The following is a 21309-nucleotide window of genomic DNA, read 5'->3' as shown; positions in this document are numbered from 1 at the left end:
TCGGGCGGGCGCGAATGCCGAAACCTTCCTGACAGGCTTCGACGGCATCCTGCAGATCGACGGCTATCAGGGCTATAATCGGCTGACCAAACCCACGCGCAAGGGCGGTGCCCATTCGGGTGGCCCATTGCTGGGCGCATGCGCGCCGCAAGCTGAAGGAAGTCTTTGACCGAGATGGCTCAGAGATCGCCGCCGAAGGCCTGCGCCGCATCGCCGAAATCTATACCGTCGAAGCTGACATTCGTGGCATCTCCTCCGGCCAGCGATTGTCTGCCCGTCAGGCCCGCAGTGCCCCGCTGGTCGCAGCATTCGGTGAATGGCTGGAGGCTGAGCGCCGCAAGATCTCCACCAAATCCCGGCTGGGTGAAAAGCTGACTTACATCCACAATCACTGGGACGGACTGCAGACCTTCTTGGCCGATGGGCGCGTCGAGATCGACAACAACCGCGTCGAAAACCTGATCCGCTCCATCACCCTCAATCGGAAAAACGCCCTCTTCGCTGGGCATGACGAGGGTGGTATCGCCTGGGGCCGCATCGCCTCACTGATCGAGACCTGCAAGATCAACGGCATCGAGCCCTTCGCCTATCTCAAGGCAACCCTCACAGCGATCGCCAATGGTCACCCACAAAGCGGCATCGACGATCTGCTCCCGTGGAACTTCAAGACGTCAAGCTGACCCGACAGTGCCCTCCTGAGAACGCTTACGACTATCTCCAAGATAGTCCAACTTTTTGTCCGCACCCCCAATGGGTCAATCCCACACGAAAATCAACACTATCCCCATACGGAAGTTCCCGTATGAAACTCGATGAATATACGGATTCGGCTGCATAGAATATATGCGGTGCCTTATTATCCATGTGTTTACGACCGTAAGTAAGAGTTTTTCCTCTCAAATTACGCCGCGGGCGCGACCACTGCCTTTTGGGCCAGAAAGGCGCAGACCAGTAATTGCAGCATGTGGTAGATCATCAGCGGGAGTACGATGGCACCGACGGCCTCCGCGGCGAAAAGTGCCGTCGCGATGGGCAGGCCCGATGCGAGGCTCTTGGTCGATCCGCAATAAAACAGTGCTGCACGATCTCCAGCATCGAGACCGAAAAGCCGACCCGTCAAAACCATCAACAGCGGATGTCGGCTCTCCGCCCTGAGGACCCACAAAGCTTGAAACAGGTACGCAGCAAAAGGTTCGCATCCGCCTTTGCTCAGTATCCACATTGCCGTTCGATATCATTGGCATGACATGCTCATAAAAAACCGCAGAAGGCCCGCCTTGCGAAACAGTGACGTCACGAATGGCTTCCCGGCAATAGATCTGATCTACCTGCCAAGCCCAAAACCTCGGCCACCAGCGCCTAACATTGGTGCTGCCCGATCCAGCGCCAGTTTGCTCCGCGAGAAACGCACCGGCGTGCGCAACCCATCGATACCCTCGGGGTTAATCCGCATGTCGCGGGCCACGATTTGTGGCTCGCTCAGAGCTTCGGCGACCGTATTGATCGGGCCTGCGGGTACCCCGCAATGCGTGAGCCGCTCAATCAGCGACGCTTTGGTGAACTGTGCAGTCCGTTCCGCAATCAAGCCGCAGAGCGCCTCACGGTGCTGAACACGGGCCGGGTTTGTCGCGAATCTCTCATCATCTGCCGTACCGACTAAATCAAGCACTTCGCAGAGCCTACGAAATTGAGAGTCGTTGCCGCAGGCAATGATCAAATGACCCTCTTGGGTCGGGAACACCTGATAGGGTACGATGTTGGGGTGCGCGTTGCCGAGCCGCTTGGGGGCGGCGTCGCCCAAGAGGTAATTACTCGCCTGATTGGCCAGAACGCCAACCCCGCAATCCAGCAGCGACAGATCGACATGTTGCCCCTGTCCCGACTGCGCACGCTCGGCCAGCGCCGCCTGAATGCCGATCACGCCGTAAAGCCCGGTAAAGACATCAACCCATGCCACGCCGACTTTCTGGGGCGCACCATCTGGCTCGCCTGTCAGGTCCATGATCCCGCACATGCCTTGGATCAGGAAATCATAACCCGCCTCCTTAGCACGCGGTCCGTCCTGACCAAAGCCACTGACAGATGCATAGACCAGACCCGGGTTCTCAGCTACCAATGACGCATAGTCCAAGCCGAATTTCACCAGCCCCCCGACTTTGAAATTCTCGATCACCACATCGGCCTCCGCGATCAGCGCTTTCAGTTCCGCCAGATCCGCGGGATTGGTGAAGTCGCAGGTCAGGGAGGTCTTGCCACGATTTGCCGACTGGAAATAAGCCGATACCGTTTCGGTGCTGCCATCGGGCCGGGTCCGTTCAATGAACGGCGGGCCCCAACGTCGGGTATCGTCGCCCTCCGGGGCTTCGACCTTGATCACCTCAGACCCGAGATCCGCGAGCGTTTGCCCGATCCAAGGCCCTGCGAGAATTCGCGCCAGTTCGACGACCTTGAGCCCGGCCAGAGGCGTTGACCCAGACATCAGCTGTGAGGCTCGGAATGAACGTGGGACAGGAATGGCATGATATTGGCCCTACTCATTTTAAGGTGGATTTCATTGCGGATCACTCTTTCGCGTGGCGCAGATCACAGGTTCTGCTCCACGATCCGCCATGCGTTTTCGGCTCGCACACGTGCCAGATGGCCCAGTTTCAGCGCCTTTTGCGACGCGGCATTGCCGTCAAGCCCGCGCTTGTAGACCCCTTGAATGATCGCGGCACTACGAAAGAAGGAAAACACCACAAAAAACAAATGGTTCGACACGGTGTCGCGCCCCGAATACCGGCAGTAGAGGTCAAGAAACTCCTGTTCGGTCGGTATGCCCAAGGCCTCGAAATCAAGCCCCTTGAACTGCCCGGTCGGGAGGTTGTCGGCGTGATAATTTGCGCAGACATACCCCAGATCGGCGAGCGGGTGGCCCAGCGTGCAAAGCTCCCAATCCAGCAGCGCAGCTACCTCGGGCGTGCCGTCGCGCACGATCGCATTTCCGGGGCGGAAGTCGCCATGCACGATCGCGGCCTCGTCGTCGGCAGGCAGATTGGCTGGCAGCCATTCCATCAGCTTGTCCATCGCTGTGATGGTCTCGGTTTCTGTCGCTTTGTATTGTTTGGTCCAGCGGGCGACCTGACGCGACAGATATCCTTCGGGGCGGCCGAAATCGCCCAATCCCACAGCCTCGGGCTTGACCGCATGCAAATCGGCCAAAGCCTTGATGAAGCTTTCGTAAAAGGCACGGCGCTCAGACGGGGTCAATCCCGGCAGGCTGGGGTCGTGAAAGACCCGACCTTCGACCATTTCCATCACGTAGAAATCAGTACCGATCACCGATGGATCAGTGCAGAGATGCAGCATCTTTGGCACCGGGACCGGCGTGTCGCGCAGGGCATGCATCACCCGGTATTCCCGATCCACCGCATGGGCGGAAGGCAGCAGCGTGCCCGGGGGCTTCTTGCGCAGGACGTATTTGCGCCCACCGGCGGACAGTTGATAGGTTGGATTGCTTTGGCCCGCATTGAACTGGCGCACCTGCAGGTCGCCGGAAAATCCTTCCAGATGATCGGACAGATAGGCCTTTAGCGCGGCCTCGTCAAAGCTGAGGGCTTCGCTGACAGTGATAAGGGGGGGGCCACCATTCTCGCTCATTTTGTGCTTCCTTTTGTGACATGTCCTGGTGCTGCGCTGTTCAAATCCGCAAAACTGCGACCTTCACGCGCCATGTCGCGTAGCAATTGCGGCACTTGCCAAAACTGGGGGTCTTCGTTGGCATAAAGCTCGATCCGCCGGATCAGCTCTGCGGGGCCGATCAAGTCCGCCTGATGCATCGGCCCGCCGCGGTGGCGGGGAAAGCCGTAGCCGAAAAGCTCGACCGCATCGATATCCACGGGCCGTAGGGCGATGCCCTCTTCGAGCACACGGACAGCTTCGGCGATCATGGCGGTGAGGCAGCGTGACACGATGTCTTTGGTATCGAACGCGCGATCAGCAAGGTTCAACCTGCGGCGCTCCGCTGCAACGATCTCAGATGCTCCGGGGTTGCCACCCTGCTGCTTTCCGCCCTCGTAAATGTAATAGCCCTGCCCGGTCTTTCGACCAAACCAACCCTGATCGCAAATCAGGTCGGCCACGCGGGAATAACGCTCCTCCGCTGACCGCGTGGCAGCCTTTCGGTCTCGGGTCGCCTTGGCGATGTCGAGCCCGGCAAGGTCGGACACCGCAAAGGGCCCCATGGCAAAGCCGAAATCCTCCAACGCGCTGTCGATCTCTGTGAAACTTGCGCCGTCGAGCAGCAGGTAATCGGCCGCTCGGCGGTATTGGGTCAGAATGCGATTGCCGATGAAGCCGTCGCAGACTTCTGCGCGCACCGGCACCTTGCCGAGTTTGCGGGCCAAGGCGAAAGCCGAGGCGACACAAGCGGGGGCGGTCTCCTTCGCGACCACCACTTCGATCAGCCGCATGATATGGGCGGGCGAAAAGAAATGCAGACCGATCACATCTTGGGGCCGCTTGGTCGCGGCGGCGATTTCATTCACATCGAGATAGGAGGTATTGGTGGCAAGGATCGCGCCGGGTTTGCAGATCGCATCCAGCTTGGTGAAAAGTGCCGTCTTGGCTGTCATATCCTCAAAGATCGCTTCGATCACCAGATCGGCTTTGCTTGCGGCATCCAGACTGTCGGTGCAGTCCAGCGCAGCGAGAGCGGTATCATGCGCCTGTTCGCTCAGCTTGCCGCGTTTCAACGCGCCAGCGAGATTGCCCTCAACCCCGGCACGCGCCTGCGCGACTCGTTCGCTTTGCGCTTCAATAAGGTCAACATGGTAGCCTCCGATAAGCAGGGACGTGGCAATGCCAACCCCCATCGTCCCGCCGCCGATCACGGCGATGTAGTCTATTTGCCGGGGCTGCGCGGTCTTCTCAGGGATATCGACGGTGGCGCGCTCGGCAAAGAACGCATGCACCAGCCCGGCACGTTCCTCCCCCGCCATCAATTCCATAAACAGCACCCGTTCTTTGGCGAGCCCTTCGTCAATCGGCAGGGTGGCGGCGCAGACCGCCTCCAGTGCTGTGAGCGGTGCTTGCAAGGCAGGACGCTTAGCCTTTAAGCGCGCTTTAGCGTCTTCCACTGCAGCAAGGTCTTCGGCCACATCGCGCGTATCTGTTCGGCGGGCGGCGAGCTTTCCGGCCAGCACGTCGCGCGCTGCGGCAATGCCCGCCTCGCGTGGCGCGCCTTCGGCCAGTCGATCCAGAATGCCAAGGTCCAGCGCCTCACGCGCAGACACGTCGCGCCCGGAACAGATGATATCAATCGCGCCCGCCAGCCCGGTGAGCCTCGGCAGCCGCTGCGCGCCCCCGGCGCCGGGCAGCAGCCCCAGCTTCACTTCCGGTAGGCCGATGCGCAAATCCCTGGCGCCGACGCGCAGGTGGGTGGCCAGCGCCACCTCCAGCGCACCGCCAAATGCCACACCGTGCAGCGCAGCGATCACTGGCTTTTCGCTGTCATTCAACGCCTTGAGGATATGCGGCAGGGTCGGCGCGACATCTGCCTTGCCAAAATCCCTGATGTCAGCGCCTGCGGAGAAAAACCGCCCCTCGCCATAGAGCACGATGGCACGCACGGCAGAATCGCGCTGGAGGGTCTGGAACCCCTCGTAGATCGCCGTGCGCAGCGCCAGCCCGATGGCATTGACGGGCGGCTTGGCAAGCCGGATCAACCCGATCTCCCCTTCCGTCTCAATAACCACCAATTTGTAGACGTTGTCTTTCATGGCCTGCGCCCCTTCCCCGTTCATTTCAATCGTTCGATGATCACGGCGATGCCCTGACCAAAGCCGATGCACATCGACAGACAGCCATAGCGCCCGCCGCTGGCCTCAAGCTGCCGAAGCCCGGTGAGCATGAGACGCGCGCCCGAGGCGCCGAGCGGATGGCCCACGGCAATGGCGCCGCCGTTTGGATTGAGCCGGCTGTCGTCTGGCGAGAGGTCGAGCGCCTTGCAGCAGGCGAGCACCTGCGACGCGAAAGCCTCGTTGATCTCGATCACATCCATTTGCTCGAGGGATAGCCCCGCTCGGCTCAGCGCCTTTGGAATGGCCAGCGCGGGGCCGATGCCCATCACCCGGGGGGCCACACCCGATACGGCCCCGGCGAGGATGCGCCCGCGTGGCGCGGGGCCAAGGCCGTTCCGGCCAATCAGCAGAGCCGCAGCGCCATCATTGATGCCCGAGGCATTGGCGGCGGTCACAACGCCTGCAGGGTCCAGCGGGCGCAGGCTGGCCATTTTTTCAACTGTGGTGTCTGGGCGCGGATGTTCGTCCTCGGCCACCGTGGTGACGGCGCCTTTGCGGCCTGAAATCTCAATCGGGATTACCTCGCCGTCGAAGAACCCACCTTTGCGAGCGGTTTCAAAACGCCGCTGGCTGCTGGCGGCAAAAGCGTCGCAGGCTGCGCGGGTCAGCCCGTAATCGGCGGCGAGGTTATCGGCCGTTTGCGGCATGCTGTCGCTGCCAAAGGCCGCTTGGAAGCGTGGGTTGGGAAAGGGTTTGCCCGCAGTCGCGTCGTGGATCTCGCCCTGACGCGACCACGCGGTTGCAGATTTTGCCATGACAAAGGGCGCGCGGGTCATGCTTTCCACACCGCCTGCGACAAACAGATCGCCCTCGCCCACGGTCACCGCCCGCGCCACGTCCAGTGCGGCAGACAGGCTCGATCCACAGAGCCGATTGACCGTCTGCGCGCCGACCGTGTCCGGCAGACCGGCGAGCAGGGCTGAAAAACGCGCAAGGTTGCGGCTGTCTTCGCCGGATTGGCAGACGTTGCCGAGCGCCACATCCTCGACCATGTCGGCCTGTAGGGTGCTGCGCGACATCAGTGCCGTGATGACCTGCGCCATCAGGTCATCTGGCCTGATCGCCGCAAGCGCCCCGCCGTGCCGTCCGAAGGGGCTGCGGAGTCCGTCGTAGATATAGGCGTCCAGCATTGTCTGCTCCTTGGGTTCGCTTAGGCCAGCGTGAAACGGCCTGCTTCGGCCATTGCGTCGATCGAAGGCATCACTTTGACTTCTAGGTATTCTTCCAGCCCAAAGGCCCCGCCTTCGCGTCCGTTTCCGGAAAGTTTGAAGCCCCCGAAAGGCGAGCCATAGGCCGCGCCCTGTCCGTTGATCGCCACGACCCCCGCGCGCAACTGGTTGGCCACGCGCTGCGCCCGTGTGGCGCTGCCGGTTTGGACATAGGCTGCAAGGCCGTAGTCGCTGTCATTGGCGATGCGGATGGCGTCTTCTTCGGTTTCAAAGGGGATGATCGAAAGCACGGGGCCAAAAATCTCCTCACGGGCGATGCGCATGTCGTTGTTCACATCGGCAAAAATGGTCGGCCTGGCGAACCAGCCTTTGGCCAGCCCTTCGGGCCGCCCCAAACCACCAGCCAAAAGCCGTGCGCCTTCGTCGATGCCAAGCTGGATCATCGTCTGCACCCGATTGAACTGCATCTCATCAAAGAGCGGGCCGATATGGCTGCCTTCCTTGGCCGGATCATCCACCACCTGCGCCTCGGCGGTCTGGCGCGCTAGATCGACGACCTTGTCATAGCAACTGCGTTCCACCAACATGCGCGTCGGCGCGTTGCAGCCCTGACCTGTGTTGAGAAAGCAGCGCGTGACCGACGCCGGAACAACCGTGTCCAAATCGGCATCGGCAAAGATCAGATTGGCGGATTTGCCCCCCAATTCCAGTGCCACGCGTTTCACGCTGTCGGAACTGTCGCGCGAGACCATGGCTCCGGCGCGGGTCGAGCCGGTAAATGACATCATCGCCACATTCGGGTGGCGCGACATCGCGCTGCCCACATCGGCGCCGTCCCCGAAAACGAGGTTGAACACCCCGGCAGGATAGCCCGCTTCATGCACACATTCGGCAAAGATTGCGGCCGACAGCGGCGTATGTTCGGACGGTTTGAGTACGCAGGTCGCCCCGACGGCAAGCGCGGGCATGACCTTTTGTGCGATCTGGTTGATCGGCCAGTTCCATGGCGTAATCAGACCGCAGACACCGATCGGTTCTTTGCGGATGATATCGCCATTTGGCAGCGTGTATTCTTCCTCATGCGCCTCAAGCGCTGCGATATAGGCGGCGGCGTGACGCGGTCCGCATCCGGCCTGTGCGTTGCGCGCCAGTGTGATGGGTGCGCCCATCTCCTGACTGATCGCCCGGCCCATATCGTCTGTACGGTCCTCCAGCGCTTTTTGCAGCGCGCGCAGATATCCCAGACGTTCGGCCTTGGAGCTCAGCGAAAAGCTGGCAAAGGCGCGTTTGGCGGCGGCGACGGCAAGGTCAACATCTGCGGCACTGCCCAGAGTGACGGTGCCGATCTGCGCCTCCGTCGCGGGGTTCATGATTGGGAAGGGCTTGCCGCCCTGCCCTGCGACCCATGCGCCGTCGATGTAATGTTTGTCGGCTGTGATCATGCCGTCCTGATCTCCGTTCACTTGGCTGCAACCTCCAGAAGACCGCGTTCTTCCAGTACCTTGCGGGCATGGCGGAAACATTCCAGCGACTGGGGCACGCCGCAGTAGATGCCGATGATGTGGAGGATCGAACGGATCTCTTCTTTGGTGACGCCGTTGTTGATCGCGCCGTTACAATGGATCTCCCATTCATGCATCTTGCCCAAAGCGGCCAGCATGACGAGGTTGAGCATCGAGCGGGTTTTGAGGTCGATCGTGTCATCGCCCCAACCAAAGCCCCAGCACCAGGCGGTCATCGCTTCCTGAAACGGCAGCGAAAAGTCATCGGCTGCCGCGAGGTTCTTCTCGACGTATTCTGCGCCGACGACCTTCTTGCGTTGCTGAAGGCCCAGTTCGAAAAGTTTCTCGTCCATCTGTCTCTTCCTTTTGCTTTACGCCTGCGGGGGATCAGGCGACCACGCCATCGGCGTAGAGGGTGTCAATCTGGTCGTTGCCGTAGCCCAGCTCCGTAAGGATCTGGCGCGTGTGCTGGCCGACGGTGGGGGATTGGGCGCGTTCATCGCCCGGAACGAAGGCCGGCAGGCCGGGGATATTCGGCACCGGCCAAGGATCATTGGCACCGGCTTGCTGCAGCCATGAGAAAACGCCAACAGCCTCGGCCTGCGGATGGTGTACAAGCTCGCGGTAGGTCTGCACGACCTCGTTTTGCAATCCTGCCTTGCTTAGCAGGTCCGACAGTTCCGCCGTTTTCCAGCTTGCGGTGAAGCGGCGCACATAGTCGTAGAGGAAATCGATATCCTCCAAGCGTCCGGCGATGGTGTGATACTTCTCGTTGGCCCAAAGATCGTCGAGCTTCAGCAGGTCGCAGAACACCTTGAACTCGCGATCGCGCACGATGTTGATCTGGATATGCCCATCGCTGGTCTGAAAGGTCCCCGAGGGCGCGGTGGAGGCGCGGCGCGGCCCGGTGCGATAGCCGCTCAGCAGACGCACGGCCTGAATGCTGGCGGCCGCTTCGAGCAGGCTCACTTCGATCTTGCGGCCCTCTGCCCCATCGCGTCGAGCATAAAGTGCCGCCGCCAGTGCCTGTTGCGCATAAAGCCCGGTGGACATGTCGAAATAGCTGACTGGTGTGTGGTGAGGCGTGCCGTCGGTGCCTGTGTTTTCAGCAACAAAACCGCTGAACGCCTGCAACATCGGGTCCATCGCGGGGCGGTCGCGCATGGGGCCACATTGGCCAAAGCCGGAAACGGAGACGTAGATCAGCCCTGGATTGAGCGCGCGCAGCCGTTCGTAGCCATAGCCCAGCCGTTCGGCAACGCCCGGACGGTAGCCTTCGATAAAGACATCCGCCTGCGCAATCAGCTTGTCGACGATCTCGCCGCTGGGTTCGCTCTTGAGGTTCATCGCCAGGGCCCGCTTGCCGGTGTTGGCAACGATGGAATAGGCCGTGTGATCGCCAAAAACGCCCCCGATCAGGCGGGCCCAATCGCCCCCCTGCGGTTCGATCTTGATCACGTCGGCACCCTGTTGGGCCATCAGCATGCCGCAATAGGGCCCTGCCAGTCCTTGGGAGAGGTCAACGACCTTCAGCCCTTCATATGGTCGCTCAAAGCTCATGACCGGTTCCTCTTTTCCAAAACCTCAAACACGCGGGTGAAGTCCGATTGCGGCGGCAGGCTGTCTTCGACAAGGTTCCAGACCTCGGCCACGCGTTCGCCCATCAGGTTGGAGGTGCCCGCCTCTTTCACAAACTCGTTGTAGAGGCGCACATCTTTGTTCAGCAGTTCCGCAAAGAAGCCTGCGTCATAGGTGCCGGGCAGGACGCGATTGGGGAACTTGTCCTCAATGGCCGTATTATTACCGGTCGAGACCTTCACCACGTCGAGGATGGTTTTCATCTCGACCCCATGCGCCAAGCCAAACAATACCGCCTCGGAGGAGGCCGCCATGGCCGTGGCCGACAGGAAGTTGTTCAAAAGCTTCACCGCCTGCCCCTGTCCGGGCGTTTCACCGACATGGAACGTATTCTTGCTGAATAGATCGAGGATCGCCTGATGCCGCTCCATTTCGGTCTTAGGACCGGACCAGATGATGGTAATCGCAGCCTTGAGCGCGCCTTGCCGCCCGCCGCTGACCGGCGCATCGACATAAGTCATGCCCGCGCCTTCGATGGTGGCGGCGGCCTGTTTTGCGGCGGCGGGGCCGATGGTGGACATGTCGATGATGACCTTGCCCGCGACATTCGGCAGGGCAGCGATATCGTCGACGACAGCGTTCACGATCTTGCCGTCGGGCAATGACAGGAAGACCGTGTCGGCACCCGCAACCACTTCGGCAAGGCCGTTTGTGGCGGTACCGCCCTCGGGGGTGCGGTCCGGCACCCGGTCATAGCACAATACGGGGGTGTCGCCCTTGCAGATGAAGGCGCACATGGGTTCGCCCATTTGGCCCAACCCGATGAAACCGATGGTTTTAGGAGCGCTCATTTCAAACCCTTTCATTGGTGTAAGGCTTCAGTTCCAACCGGGCGATCTGGTTCTGGTGAACCTCATCCGGCCCGTCCGCCAAGCGGATCGCGCGGGCCCGTGCATAGGCGTAGGAGAGACCAAAATCGCTGGAGATACCGGCGGCACCGTGGACTTGGATGGCCCAGTCGATGACCTGTGCGGCCATGCGCGGGGCGACCACTTTGATCATACCGATGTCCTTGCGGGCCTCTTTGTTACCGACCTTGTCCATCCGGTCCGCGGCCTTGAGCGTCAGCAAACGCGCCTGATCGATCATAATGCGGGATTCCGCGATCCGCTCGCGCGTGACGCCTTGATCCGACAAAAGCTTGCCGAAGGGCCGCCGCTCAAGCGCACGTTTGCACATCTTCTCAAGGGCCACTTCGGCCTGCCCGATCATGCGCATGCAGTGATGGATGCGTCCGGGTCCAAGCCGCCCTTGAGCGATCTCAAAGCCGCGCCCTTCGCCCAGCAGGATGTTTTCCGCAGGCACGCGAACATTGTCGTAAATGATCTCACCATGCCCATGCGGCGCGTCAGAAAAGCCAAAGACTGGGATCATCCGCTTGATCGTCAGGCCCGGTGTGTCACGCGGCACGAGGATCATGCTCTGTTGGCGATAAGGTTCGGCCTCTGGGTCAGTTTTACCCATCACGATGAACAGTTTGCAGCGCGAGTCGCCCGAACCTGAGGTCCACCATTTGCGCCCGTTGATGACGTATTCATCGCCATCGCGGGTGATGGTCAGGCTGATGTTACGCGCATCCGAGGACGCGACATCGGGTTCTGTCATGGAAAAGCAGGAGCGGATTTCGCCCGCCAAAAGCGGCTCCATCCACTCTTTCTTCTGCGCCTCGGTGCCAAAACGTTCCAGCGTTTCCATATTCCCGGTATCGGGTGCGGAACAGTTGAACACTTCCGCCGACCAAGGTGCGCGCCCCATGATCTCGCAAAGCGGTGCATATTCGAGGTTGGTCAGTCCGCCACCCCGTCGGCTCTCGGGCAGAAAGAGGTTCCACAACCCGGCCTCGCGGGCCTTGGGTTTGAGCTCTTCGATGATCGGTACGCCGCCCCAGTTTTCCCAGTGCTCGATGCCGTGGCCCATTTCCTGGAGCTGCTGATTGTGAAGCTCCTGATTGGGGTAGATGTGCTCTTCCATGAAGGCGTTGAGCCTGTCGCAGAGGTCTTTCACCTTGGGGCTATGATCGAAATCCATTGATATTACTCCTTTATTTTCCGGCCCGCGGCCGTTTTCAAGGTGCAAGAGGCCGCGGCCTAAAGTCGGCCGTTGCGCTACCTCCTGCAGCTTGGGTTCAGTTTTTGCTCAGAAACGCGGCCTTATGGCCCGACGATGGTTGTCCCCCCGTCCACGACGATGACCTCGCCGGTGATGAAGCGGGCCGATGGTCCGGCCAAGAAAGTCGCCACCCCGCCGATATCTTCCGGCGCGCCAAGCCGCCGGACCGGGGTCCGCGCAATACGGTCGTCGCGCAGACTGTCGTTCTCCCAAAGGGCGCGGGCGAAATCGGTCTTGATGAGCCCCGGCATGATGCAGTTGACGGTGATATTCTTCGGCCCCCATTCCACCGCGAGGGATCGCGTGACACCGACATCCGCCGTTTTCGAAATGCCGTAAGCCCCCAGGGTGGCCGAGCCACGCAGCCCGCCGATGGAGGAAACGATGATGAACGCCCCGCCACCCGCTTCGGCCATATGCGGCATGGCGGCGTTGGCGAACCAGATCGCACTGTGGACGTTGGAGGTCATTACTTTGTTGAACGCCTCGTCGGTCAGATCGGCGAGCGGTCCGTAGACCGGGTTGACCGCCGCGTTGGCGACGAAAATGTCCAGACGGCCCCAAGCTTCATGGGTCTTGGCCACCAAGGCTTCACATTCGTCGCGCCGCGAGATGTTGCAGGCCACGGCCATGGCCTCCCCCCCGGCATCGCGGATTTCCTGTGCCGCGGCTTCGCAGGCCTCGATCTTGCGGCTGGCGATGGCGACTTTGGCGCCCATCGCAGCGAGGTGGTGCGCGATGGACAGGCCAATCCCTTTGCTGCCGCCGGTCACGATGGCGACTTTGCCTTCAAGCGAGAATGGGTTCTTCATAGGGTTGTCTCCAGTCGGTTGGGTCATGCTGGCGTGTCCTTCATCCGCAGTTGCAGACGTTCGCCGGTGTAGGGGTTGGCTTCGGCCACGGCCTCATCGAGTTCGACACCCAATCCCGGCGCGGTCGGTGGGATGACATAACCGTCTTCCCAGCGGATCGGGGTCTTTAGGATCTCGGCCTGAAATCCGCCCCATTGCTCGATCCCCTCCATGATGAGAAAGTTCGGACTACAGGCAGAAACCTGAATATTCGCCGCACCGACCAGCGGGCCGCAGAACAGATGCGGGGCGATCTGGGCGTGAAAGGCCTCGCCCATTGAAGCGATCTTCTTGGCCTCCAGAATGCCCCCGACCCGGCCGAGGTTCATCTGCAAGATCGAGGCAGCATTCTGGCGCAGCAGATCGGCGAATTCGTATTTGGTGGTCAACCGCTCGCCTGTTGCCACGGGGATGCGGGTCCCGGCGGCGACAAGGGCCATGCCAGAGATATTGTCAGGCGGTGTGGGCTCCTCGAACCAGAGGGGATCATGCGGCTCCAGCTTACGCGCCAGCCGTAGCGCGCCCGATGGGGACATCTCCCCATGTGTGCCAATCAGGATATCGCAGCTTGCGCCCACCGCCTCACGGACACGGGCAGTGTAGCGGTCGGCAAAATCGAGTGTCTCCATCGAAAGTTGGCGGGGATCAAAGGCGGTATATGGCCGCGCCGGATCGAATTTCAGTGCCGTGAATCCTTGGGCGACATATTCCAGTGCCCGCTCTGCCGCAGCGTCCGGATCGTCATAGACCTTCTGGTTCGACGCGGCATCGGGGGCGGCATTAAGATAGGTGTAGCTGCGCAGGCGTTCATGCACTTGCCCGCCGAGCAATTCATAGATCGGCTTGTCGAGCGCCTTGCCGATGATGTCCCACAGGGCCATCTCGATGCCGCTGAAGATGCCCATGACCGTCGGATCAGGACGCTGGGAAAAGCCGGCCGAATAGACCAGTCGGAAGTGCCGTTCGATCTTGAAAGGGTCCGTGCCCGCGAAATGGCGCTCGAACATGTCGTCGATCATCGCGGTCAGCGCCTTGGGGTGGAACGCCACGCCGTAGATTTCCCCGTAGCCCACTGTGCCGCAATCCGTGGTGACCTTAACGAAAACCCAATACGGACCGCCCCGGTGAATGGATTTATTGCCGACCACGAAGGTCTTGATATCCTTGATCTTCATCTTCTTGCTCGCTTCTTGGGTTCGATGTGGGTCATGTCAGGCGATGTCCTCGAGGATCATGTCCGCGGCTTTTTCGCCAATCATGATGCAGGCAGCATTGGTGTTGGCCGAAACCAGTGTCGGCATGATTGAGGCGTCCGCCACCCGCAGGCCGGTCAGCCCATGTACCCGAAGCCGCGGATCGACCACGGCGCCCGCGTCCACCCCCATGCGGCAGGTGGAACTGGGGTGAAAGATCGACGAGCCATTGGCGCGAACGTAGTCCAGCAGGGCGTCATCGCTGGTCACATCACGACCGGGCAACATTTCCTCGCTGATGTAATCGGCCAGCGCCGGTTGCGCCGCGACTTTGCGGACCAGTTTCATGCCGGCGACCATGGTGTCGCGGTCCGTGGTTGTATCGAGGTAATTCGGCTGGATCGTTGGTTTCGCCCGGTGATCCGGGCTTGTGATCCGCACATGACCACGGCTTTCCGGGCGCAGCTGGCACATGGTCACGGTGAAGCCTGAAAACGGGTCCAGTGTGCGGCCGCGTTTCTGCGCAGTGTAGCGCAGGAAGTGGAACTGCACATCCGGGGTGGCGCATTCCGGGCGGGTCTTGGCAAAGACGCCGACCTGCCCTGCGCTGAGCGACATCGGGCCGCTGCGGTCCTTTAGCCATTGGAGGGCCACCCCAACCTTGCGCGGCCAGCTGCGGACCTCGTCATTGACTGTGACAGGCTGCGCGCAGCGGTAGGTGCTGCGGCAGGTGTAGTGGTCTTGAAGGTTCTCACCGACCTCTGGCAGATCATGCACAATATCTACGCCAGCACTGCGCAGCATCTCGGCGTCACCGATGCCCGAAACCTGCAGGATCTGCGGCGAGTTGATCGCCCCCGCCGCCAGCAGCACTTCGCGCCCGGCGCGCAGGGTTTCGACCTTGCCGCCTTGTTCGACCTCGACCCCGACCACGCGGGTGCCTTCGAGGATCAGACGGCGCACAAGGGTGTCGGTCTGCACATGCAGATTGGGCCGCTTGCGTGCGGGTTTCAGATAGGCCGTCGCCGCACTGCTGCGCCAGCCGTTGCGGGTGGTGACCTGAAAGTACCCGGCACCTTCCTGCTCACGACCATTGTAATCGGGGTTTGGTGGAATGCCCGCCTCATCCGCCGCGGCAATATAGGCGTCGCACAGCGGGTTCGCACTTGCCCGGCTGACACCAAGCGGCCCGTCGCGACCATGGAATTCCTCGTCGATGTCATTGATCGACGCACCCTCGGCCCGGCGGAAGTAGGGCAACACATCCGCGTAGCTCCAACCGGGATTGCCAAGCTGCCGCCAATGATCAAAATCCGCCGCCTGCCCCCGGGCATAGACCAGCCCGTTGATCGAACTGCAGCCGCCCAGCACCTTGCCGCGCGGCCAGTCAAAGCGCCGACCGGCAGATTGCGGCACATCTTCGGTCTGGTACTGCCAGTTGATGCGCGTGTCATCCATCGTGCGGTAGTAGCCAATCGGAATGTGAATCCAGGGGTTCAAATCGCGCGGTCCGGCCTCAAGCAACAGCACGCGCAAGCCTGGCTTGGCCGACAAGCGATTGGCCAGCACGCAGCCGGTCGAGCCCGCACCGACGATGATGAAGTCATAGGCCGCGTCGCTCATATCTCGGCCACCTTATGTCCACCCGACAGGGTCTGTGGTGCGAATTCGGCCATGTCCGGGATCTCCCAGCCCTGCCCCGGTTGTGCAGAGATCAATGCCTTGGTGTATTCATGCTGCGGGTTGGTGAAGATGCGGCCAACGCCGCCCCGTTCCACCACTTCGCCATGCTTCATCACCAGCACTTCGTTGCAGATCTGCGCCGCGACCCGCAGATCATGGGTGATGAAGATGACGGTAAGGCCAAGCCGGTCGCGGATATCGTTGATCAGCTTGAGCACCTCGCGCTGGATCGACACATCCAGCGCCGACACCGCTTCATCCGCAATCAGCACCTTTGGATTAACCACAAGTGCGCGTGCGATGCACAGGCGCTGGCGCTGGCCGCCTGAGAACTGACTGGGATAGCGGTGAACGGAATATTTTGGCATCTGCACGATTTCGAGCAGTTCATAGACCCGCTTCCACGCTTCTTCGCGCGGCATTCCGAAATTGATCGCGCCTTGGATCAACTGGCTGCCGATGGTGCGGCGCGGATTAAGCGAGCCGTAGGGGTCCTGAAAGACGATTTGAATGTCCTTGCGGTGGCGGCGCAGCTCGGCAGCGGTCTTGCTGGCAAAGTCCACACCCGAGATGTTGATTGCCCCGCTGTCGGGGTCAATGAGACGCATCAGACAGCGCACCAGCGTGGTCTTGCCCGAACCGGATTCGCCCACAATGCCCAGTGTCTCGCCCCGGCGCACCTGAAAGGAAATATCGTTCACCGCGGCGACGGTCCGGCTTTTCTTGAACATGCCGCCTGAGGTGTGAAAGGTCTTCATCAGCCCCTGCACGTCAACAACAACCGGGTTTTCCGAGATTGTCATCTCGCGGTCTTCGGCACGGCGCGGCACCGCGTCGATCAGCGCACGAGTGTAGGGATGCTGCGGATTGTTGAGCACCTCGTCGGCGGTGCCCTGCTCTACGATCTGGCCGTGGCGCATGACAACCACACGGTCGGCGATCTCGGCCACCACACCAAAGTCATGGGTGATGAACATGATGCCGGCGTCGTGTTTGGCGTTGAGCTGTTTCAGCAGATGCAAGATTTGCTTTTGGGTCGTGACATCCAGCGCGGTGGTCGGCTCGTCCGCGATCAGAAGTTTGGGGTCCAGCGCCAGCGCCATGGCGATCATGATCCGCTGCCGCTGACCGCCTGAGAGTTGATGCGGGTACGAGTTGAACAGCCGCTCGGGATCCGGAAGCCGCACCTCATCAAGCAGCTTTAATGTACGCTCACGCCGCTCTGCCGCATCAAAGGACCGGTGGACGCGCAAGACCTCTTCGATCTGGTTGCCGACGGTATAGGCCGGGTTGAGGGCAGTCATCGGCTCCTGAAAAATCATCGCCATACGGTCACCGCGAAGCTTGTTATGCTCGCTTTCGCTGAGTTTCAGGACATCGCGCCCGTCAAAGTCGATCTCACCCCCGGTCACCTTCAGGCTGGAAGCCAAGAGCCCCATCGTCGCCAGCGACGTGATCGACTTGCCGGAGCCGGATTCGCCCACGACGCAGAGGATTTCCTTGGGCCGGACGTCAAAGGTCAGGTTGTCGACCGCGTTGGTGCGTTCCAATTGAACCGGCAAGGCCACCGTGAGGTTGCGGATCGAAAGAATTGGCTTGGTCGAATTGGTCATTTGCTCACCGATCTTGCCAGAGTGTTTCATCAGATTGCCCATCAGCTGCGGTCCTCCGGGGCAGTCACGTCGCGCAGCCCGTCGCCGAGCAGATTGATGGCCAGCACCAACATAAACAGCGCGGTCCCCGGCACGGCGATCAGCCAACCGTCAAAGAACATCAGCCCCTTGGCGTCCGAGATCATCAGCCCCCAACTTGGTGTGGGCGGCTGCACCCCCAACCCGAGGAAGGACAGCGCCGCTTCGAGCAGGATGGCGTGGGCCATCTCAAGGGTGGCGATCACGATGATATGGTTCGAAATATTGGGCAGGACATCACTGAAAAGGATACGTGGTGTGGAACTTCCCAAAGCCTGCGCCGAGGCCACAAAATCCAGCCCCCGCACCTGCTGGGTCGCACTGCGCACCACCACCGCGAAACGGTCCCAGATCAGAAGGCCGATCACCCAGATCACCACCGTCAGCGAAGACCCGACAATGCTGATGACAGCCAGCGCCACCAGCACCACTGGCATCGAGAGGCGCGTGGTGATGATAAAGTTGATCACCATATCCACCCGGCCGCCGAAATAACCGGCACAGACGCCCAGGATGGTGCCGATCACACCCGAAATCAGCATGGCGGAGAAACCGATCATCAGCGAGATCCGCGCGCCGTACATCAGGCGGGAAAGGTAGTCGCGGCCCAGATGGTCAGTGCCAAGGATATGGTCCCAAGTTGTTTTCGGGCTGTCAAACCAGACCGGCGGGATCAGCTTGCGCGACAGCATCTGCGCATAGGGATCATGCGGTGCGATCAGCGGCGCCAGAAGGGCCACCAGAACGATCACAGCGATGACAAAGCCGCCGAGCATCAATCCGCGATGGGTCTTGGCGTGTTGGAACATCATCTGCCGGGGGGAGCGAACGAGCGCCTCGCTGGGCATCGTGGGGGCGTTGTTTTGCAGCGTGCTCATATCATCCGATCCTAATCCGCGGGTCCAGCCAAGCGTTCAGAACGTCGGCGAGGAAGGTGAGTGCGATGTAAAAAAAGCTGAGAACCAGCACGATGGCCTGCATCATCGGCAGGTCCGCCCGCTGGATCGATTCCCAAGCCAGGAAGCCAAGGCCGTTGATCGCAAAGATCGTCTCGATCACGATGGACCCGCCCAGCATGAAGCCGAACTGCACGGCCGCCAGTGATACCACCGGAATGATCGCGTTGCGCAGCGCATGTTTGAACATTAGCGAGAAGCGACTGACCCCCTTGGCGCGGGCCGTGCGAATATAGTCTGAGCGCAGCACCTCCAGCATCCCGGCGCGGGTCAGGCGCATGACGCCCGGTGTGATGTAATAGCCAAGGGCAATGGAGGGCATGACGAAATGCAGCCAGGTATCGCTGCCAGAAACCGGCAGGATGCGCCAGTTGATGGCGAACCACAGCATCATCGTCAGCGCAAACCAGAAGCTGGGCATCGCCTGTCCCACCACGGCCACGGTCAGCGCAAAACGGTCTAACAAGCTGTTGGGTCGGATCGCCGCCAACACCCCCAAGGGGATCGAGAGGACCAGCGCAAAGACAAGTGCGCTCAGTCCAAGTGTCATGGTGGTGGGCAGGCGTTGGAAGATCTCATCTGCAACCGGCTGGTTGAGGTAGTGCGACTGGCCCAAGTCCCCCTGCAGCGCCCCGGTCAGCCAGTTGAAGTACTGGACGGGGATGGGTTTGTCGTAGCCATAGGCCTCGCGAATGGTCTGTAGGTCCTCTTGGGTGGCGCTTTCGCCTGCAAGGGCAATGGCCGGATCCCCCGAAAGGAAATTGAGCGAAAAGGTGAGCGACGACACGGTCAAAGCGACGAGTAGAGCCGTCGATATTCGCCTGAGAAGGAATGCAAGCACCGGTCAACCTCGATTGTTAATGGTGTGGATATTGGGTTTGCCCCGTCTGCGGGTACCCAGGTTTTGGGTACCCGCGGGTTTGGGGGTGCCTTAAAGGGTGGAAGCCCATACGGCTCCGCCCTCAAGCGGCGTGTTACTTCCAGCTTGCCTCATAGAGACGGGGGATCTCATCCGCGGTGGGCGTGAAGTCGAGATCATTGGAGAACACGTAGTATTTGGCGTAGGTGAACATCGGCAGCCAATAGACTTCTTCGGCGATGATATTCAGCGCCTCTTGATAGGCCTCTTTGCGCACTTCGGGATCGACCGAGGTATCACCGCGCGCCAGCGCTTCGGCAGTCCGCGGATCCTTGGCCGGATCATCGCTGCTGCCCGAGAAGAAATGGCTGGTGATCGCCGCGACATCAGGGATCGAACTTGAACCCCAGGTCATGTGGTTCACCGGGGTCTCGCCGTTCTGAACTTTTTCAAGCAGCGAGCTGTACTGCAGCCAGTTCAGATTGGCCTGAATGCCAACCGCCGCCAGATCGCCGATCACCGCTTCGGTGAACTCACGCTCTCGATAGCCATAAAGGTCGAACTTGAAACCGTCCGGGTATCCCGCCTCAGCCAACAGCTCTTTGGCCTTTTCCGGGTTATAGTCATAGTGCGGCACATCCTGAGAACAGGCAAACTGCTCAGGGTGGCAGGCGGAATGGATGGCGACAGAGGCCGGGCCGACCAGTTCTTTTGCAATGGCGTCGCGGTTGATGGCATGGGCAAAAGCGGCGCGGACCTTTTGATCTGTAAAGTAATCCTGACCAGAACTGCCATCGACATCAAAGGCCAGATAAGAAATCCGCAGCGTCTTTTCGTTGACCACCTGCACCTGTCCGCTTTCCTCAAGGCGCAGAGCCTGCTCTTTCGGCACGTCCCATGCCCAATCGAGCCCGCCTGTCATCAATTCGGCCAATTGGGTGTTCGACTCGCCAATTGTCCGGAAGTTGATGTTGCCAATTTGAGGAGTGCCTTTCGGCCCGTCGGCAAAATACTGGTCGTTCTTCGCCCAGTTGACGTATTTACCCGTTCTCACATCACTGACCGTGTAGGGGCCCGTCCCGATTGGCGTCACCTTCGACAGGTCCCGAGTGCCATCTGCATTGATTGTTGAATTTTCGTAGTAGCCCTCTGGCATGATCGAGATTTCATTGGCCAGATAGGCGAAGGCGTTCGGGAAAGGCTGAACCAATTCCAGACGAACTTTGTACTGATCGATCTTGGTCGCGCCCTTCATCCAGTTGACAACAGACTGTGCTGGAACGCCATTGGCTTCGTCCGCCAAAAAATTGATCGTATAGACAACGTCATCCGCATCAAAGGTACTGCCATCGTGGAAGACGACGCCCTCACGCAGATCGAACTCGACCTCAGTGTTGCTTTTCCACTCCCACGAGGTGGCCAACAGCGGGTCAAACTCACCGGTTTCATTGTTGAAAAGGACAAGGCCGTCCCACCCCATATGCCCCATGATGACGAGTTCACGGGTCACGCTGAAATAGGGGTCGACAACGGCGACTTCCTTGTCGGTGGCCCAATTCAATGTGTCGTCCGCCTTACCGGCCATCGCCGGCATGGCAGTGCTGGCCAAAAGGCTCGCAGAAAGCGCAAGGTACATCGGTCTCATCAGCGGTCTCCTCCCAGAGATATATTGGCACTCATTCCTACCGAAAGCTGCCTCCCTGCAGCTCCCTATTTGTGCCGGTGCGACCGCCTGACATTTATCTGACTGGTCGATCTTGTAGAAACTTTGCTTAGGGCTAGGCATAAAGCAAATTCTAAATTAGCATCACATCATAA

16 protein-coding genes and 2 pseudogenes are annotated in these 21309 nt (G+C 60.4%); 1 reads left to right on the top strand and 17 read right to left on the bottom strand.

Going from position 1 to position 21309, the window contains the following annotated elements:
• Positions 1-680, top strand: a pseudogene (tnpC, locus tag A3722_RS21930) (IS66 family transposase); the annotation flags it as partial.
• A gap of 221 nt (positions 681-901) precedes the next feature.
• Here the strand turns inward: tnpC and A3722_RS24165 are convergent.
• The 17 genes and pseudogenes from A3722_RS24165 to A3722_RS21845 all read right to left on the bottom strand — a co-directional run.
• A pseudogene (locus A3722_RS24165) lies at positions 902-1126 on the bottom strand (bile acid:sodium symporter); the annotation flags it as partial.
• Between the two features lie 198 nt (positions 1127-1324).
• Positions 1325-2479, bottom strand: coding sequence for a CaiB/BaiF CoA transferase family protein (locus A3722_RS21920; protein ID WP_067627546.1), 1155 nt, complete (start codon positions 2477-2479; stop codon positions 1325-1327).
• Positions 2480-2583: 104 nt separating this feature from the next.
• Positions 2584-3639, bottom strand: a complete 1056-nt coding sequence (locus A3722_RS21915; RefSeq protein ID WP_067627547.1) for a phosphotransferase family protein — start codon at positions 3637-3639, stop codon at positions 2584-2586.
• Positions 3636-5759 carry a 3-hydroxyacyl-CoA dehydrogenase NAD-binding domain-containing protein gene (locus A3722_RS21910; protein ID WP_067627584.1) on the bottom strand — a complete coding sequence of 708 codons (2124 nt, stop codon included), beginning with the start codon at positions 5757-5759 and terminating at the stop codon, positions 3636-3638. The genes A3722_RS21915 and A3722_RS21910 overlap by 4 nt, the downstream gene beginning before the upstream one ends.
• A gap of 20 nt (positions 5760-5779) precedes the next feature.
• Entirely contained in the window at positions 5780-6970 is a 1191-nt protein-coding gene (locus A3722_RS21905) for an acetyl-CoA C-acyltransferase (protein ID WP_067627549.1), read from the bottom strand.
• Between the two features lie 20 nt (positions 6971-6990).
• Positions 6991-8451, bottom strand: coding sequence for an aldehyde dehydrogenase family protein (locus tag A3722_RS21900; RefSeq protein WP_067627551.1), 1461 nt, complete (start codon positions 8449-8451; stop codon positions 6991-6993).
• Positions 8452-8468: 17 nt separating this feature from the next.
• The gene (locus tag A3722_RS21895) at positions 8469-8864 is read right to left on the bottom strand and encodes a carboxymuconolactone decarboxylase family protein (RefSeq protein WP_067627552.1); all 396 of its coding nucleotides are present in this window, start codon (positions 8862-8864) and stop codon (positions 8469-8471) included.
• A 34-nt stretch (positions 8865-8898) separates the two neighbouring features.
• Positions 8899-10071 carry a CaiB/BaiF CoA transferase family protein gene (locus A3722_RS21890; protein ID WP_067627554.1) on the bottom strand — a complete coding sequence of 391 codons (1173 nt, stop codon included), beginning with the start codon at positions 10069-10071 and terminating at the stop codon, positions 8899-8901.
• Complete coding sequence (locus A3722_RS21885; protein ID WP_067627555.1) at positions 10068-10940, bottom strand: NAD(P)-dependent oxidoreductase; 873 nt, start codon at positions 10938-10940, stop codon at positions 10068-10070. The genes A3722_RS21890 and A3722_RS21885 overlap by 4 nt, the downstream gene beginning before the upstream one ends.
• Position 10941: 1 nt before the next feature.
• Positions 10942-12183, bottom strand: coding sequence for an acyl-CoA dehydrogenase family protein (locus A3722_RS21880; RefSeq protein ID WP_443068614.1), 1242 nt, complete (start codon positions 12181-12183; stop codon positions 10942-10944).
• A 116-nt stretch (positions 12184-12299) separates the two neighbouring features.
• The gene (locus tag A3722_RS21875) at positions 12300-13097 is read right to left on the bottom strand and encodes an SDR family NAD(P)-dependent oxidoreductase (RefSeq protein ID WP_201722093.1); all 798 of its coding nucleotides are present in this window, start codon (positions 13095-13097) and stop codon (positions 12300-12302) included.
• Positions 13094-14284 (bottom strand): mandelate racemase/muconate lactonizing enzyme family protein, encoded by a 1191-nt coding sequence (locus A3722_RS21870; protein ID WP_067627562.1) that lies wholly within the window; start codon positions 14282-14284, stop codon positions 13094-13096. Before A3722_RS21870 ends, A3722_RS21875 begins: the two co-directional genes overlap by 4 nt.
• Positions 14285-14320: 36 nt before the next feature.
• Positions 14321-15925 carry a GMC family oxidoreductase gene (locus A3722_RS21865; RefSeq protein ID WP_067627564.1) on the bottom strand — a complete coding sequence of 535 codons (1605 nt, stop codon included), beginning with the start codon at positions 15923-15925 and terminating at the stop codon, positions 14321-14323.
• On the bottom strand, positions 15922-17640 hold the full coding sequence (locus tag A3722_RS21860; protein ID WP_443068613.1) for an ABC transporter ATP-binding protein: 1719 nt from the start codon (positions 17638-17640) through the stop codon (positions 15922-15924). Before A3722_RS21860 ends, A3722_RS21865 begins: the two co-directional genes overlap by 4 nt.
• Complete coding sequence (locus A3722_RS21855; protein ID WP_082849588.1) at positions 17640-18554, bottom strand: ABC transporter permease; 915 nt, start codon at positions 18552-18554, stop codon at positions 17640-17642. Before A3722_RS21855 ends, A3722_RS21860 begins: the two co-directional genes overlap by 1 nt.
• A gap of 1 nt (position 18555) precedes the next feature.
• Positions 18556-19473, bottom strand: coding sequence for an ABC transporter permease (locus tag A3722_RS21850; protein ID WP_067627566.1), 918 nt, complete (start codon positions 19471-19473; stop codon positions 18556-18558).
• A gap of 133 nt (positions 19474-19606) precedes the next feature.
• The gene (locus A3722_RS21845) at positions 19607-21136 is read right to left on the bottom strand and encodes an ABC transporter substrate-binding protein (RefSeq protein ID WP_067627569.1); all 1530 of its coding nucleotides are present in this window, start codon (positions 21134-21136) and stop codon (positions 19607-19609) included.
• Between the last annotated feature and the right edge of the window lie 173 nt (positions 21137-21309).

It is taken from the genome of Sulfitobacter sp. HI0027, from assembly GCF_001634775.1.
GTDB lineage: Bacteria > Pseudomonadota > Alphaproteobacteria > Rhodobacterales > Rhodobacteraceae > Sulfitobacter.
The sequence above is the reverse complement of the archived record's forward strand: the minus strand, read 5'-3'. Positions and strand labels throughout refer to the sequence as shown.

What these genes read in the sequence shown, in the direction of transcription:
- A3722_RS21910 (WP_067627584.1), bottom strand. Translation starts at nt 5,759, where the DNA reads ATGAAAGACAACGTCTACAAATTGGTGGTTATTGAGACGGAAGGGGAG.
- A3722_RS21915 (WP_067627547.1), bottom strand. Translation starts at nt 3,639, where the DNA reads ATGAGCGAGAATGGTGGCCCCCCCCTTATCACTGTCAGCGAAGCCCTC.
- A3722_RS21865 (WP_067627564.1), bottom strand. Translation starts at nt 15,925, where the DNA reads ATGAGCGACGCGGCCTATGACTTCATCATCGTCGGTGCGGGCTCGACC.
- A3722_RS21905 (WP_067627549.1), bottom strand. Translation starts at nt 6,970, where the DNA reads ATGCTGGACGCCTATATCTACGACGGACTCCGCAGCCCCTTCGGACGG.
- A3722_RS21855 (WP_082849588.1), bottom strand. Translation starts at nt 18,554, where the DNA reads ATGAGCACGCTGCAAAACAACGCCCCCACGATGCCCAGCGAGGCGCTC.
- A3722_RS21870 (WP_067627562.1), bottom strand. Translation starts at nt 14,284, where the DNA reads ATGAAGATCAAGGATATCAAGACCTTCGTGGTCGGCAATAAATCCATT.
- A3722_RS21900 (WP_067627551.1), bottom strand. Translation starts at nt 8,451, where the DNA reads ATGATCACAGCCGACAAACATTACATCGACGGCGCATGGGTCGCAGGG.
- A3722_RS21860 (WP_443068613.1), bottom strand. Translation starts at nt 17,640, where the DNA reads ATGGGCAATCTGATGAAACACTCTGGCAAGATCGGTGAGCAAATGACC.
- A3722_RS21895 (WP_067627552.1), bottom strand. Translation starts at nt 8,864, where the DNA reads ATGGACGAGAAACTTTTCGAACTGGGCCTTCAGCAACGCAAGAAGGTC.
- A3722_RS21875 (WP_201722093.1), bottom strand. Translation starts at nt 13,097, where the DNA reads ATGACCCAACCGACTGGAGACAACCCTATGAAGAACCCATTCTCGCTT.
- A3722_RS21920 (WP_067627546.1), bottom strand. Translation starts at nt 2,479, where the DNA reads ATGTCTGGGTCAACGCCTCTGGCCGGGCTCAAGGTCGTCGAACTGGCG.
- A3722_RS21845 (WP_067627569.1), bottom strand. Translation starts at nt 21,136, where the DNA reads ATGAGACCGATGTACCTTGCGCTTTCTGCGAGCCTTTTGGCCAGCACT.
- A3722_RS21890 (WP_067627554.1), bottom strand. Translation starts at nt 10,071, where the DNA reads ATGAGCTTTGAGCGACCATATGAAGGGCTGAAGGTCGTTGACCTCTCC.
- A3722_RS21885 (WP_067627555.1), bottom strand. Translation starts at nt 10,940, where the DNA reads ATGAGCGCTCCTAAAACCATCGGTTTCATCGGGTTGGGCCAAATGGGC.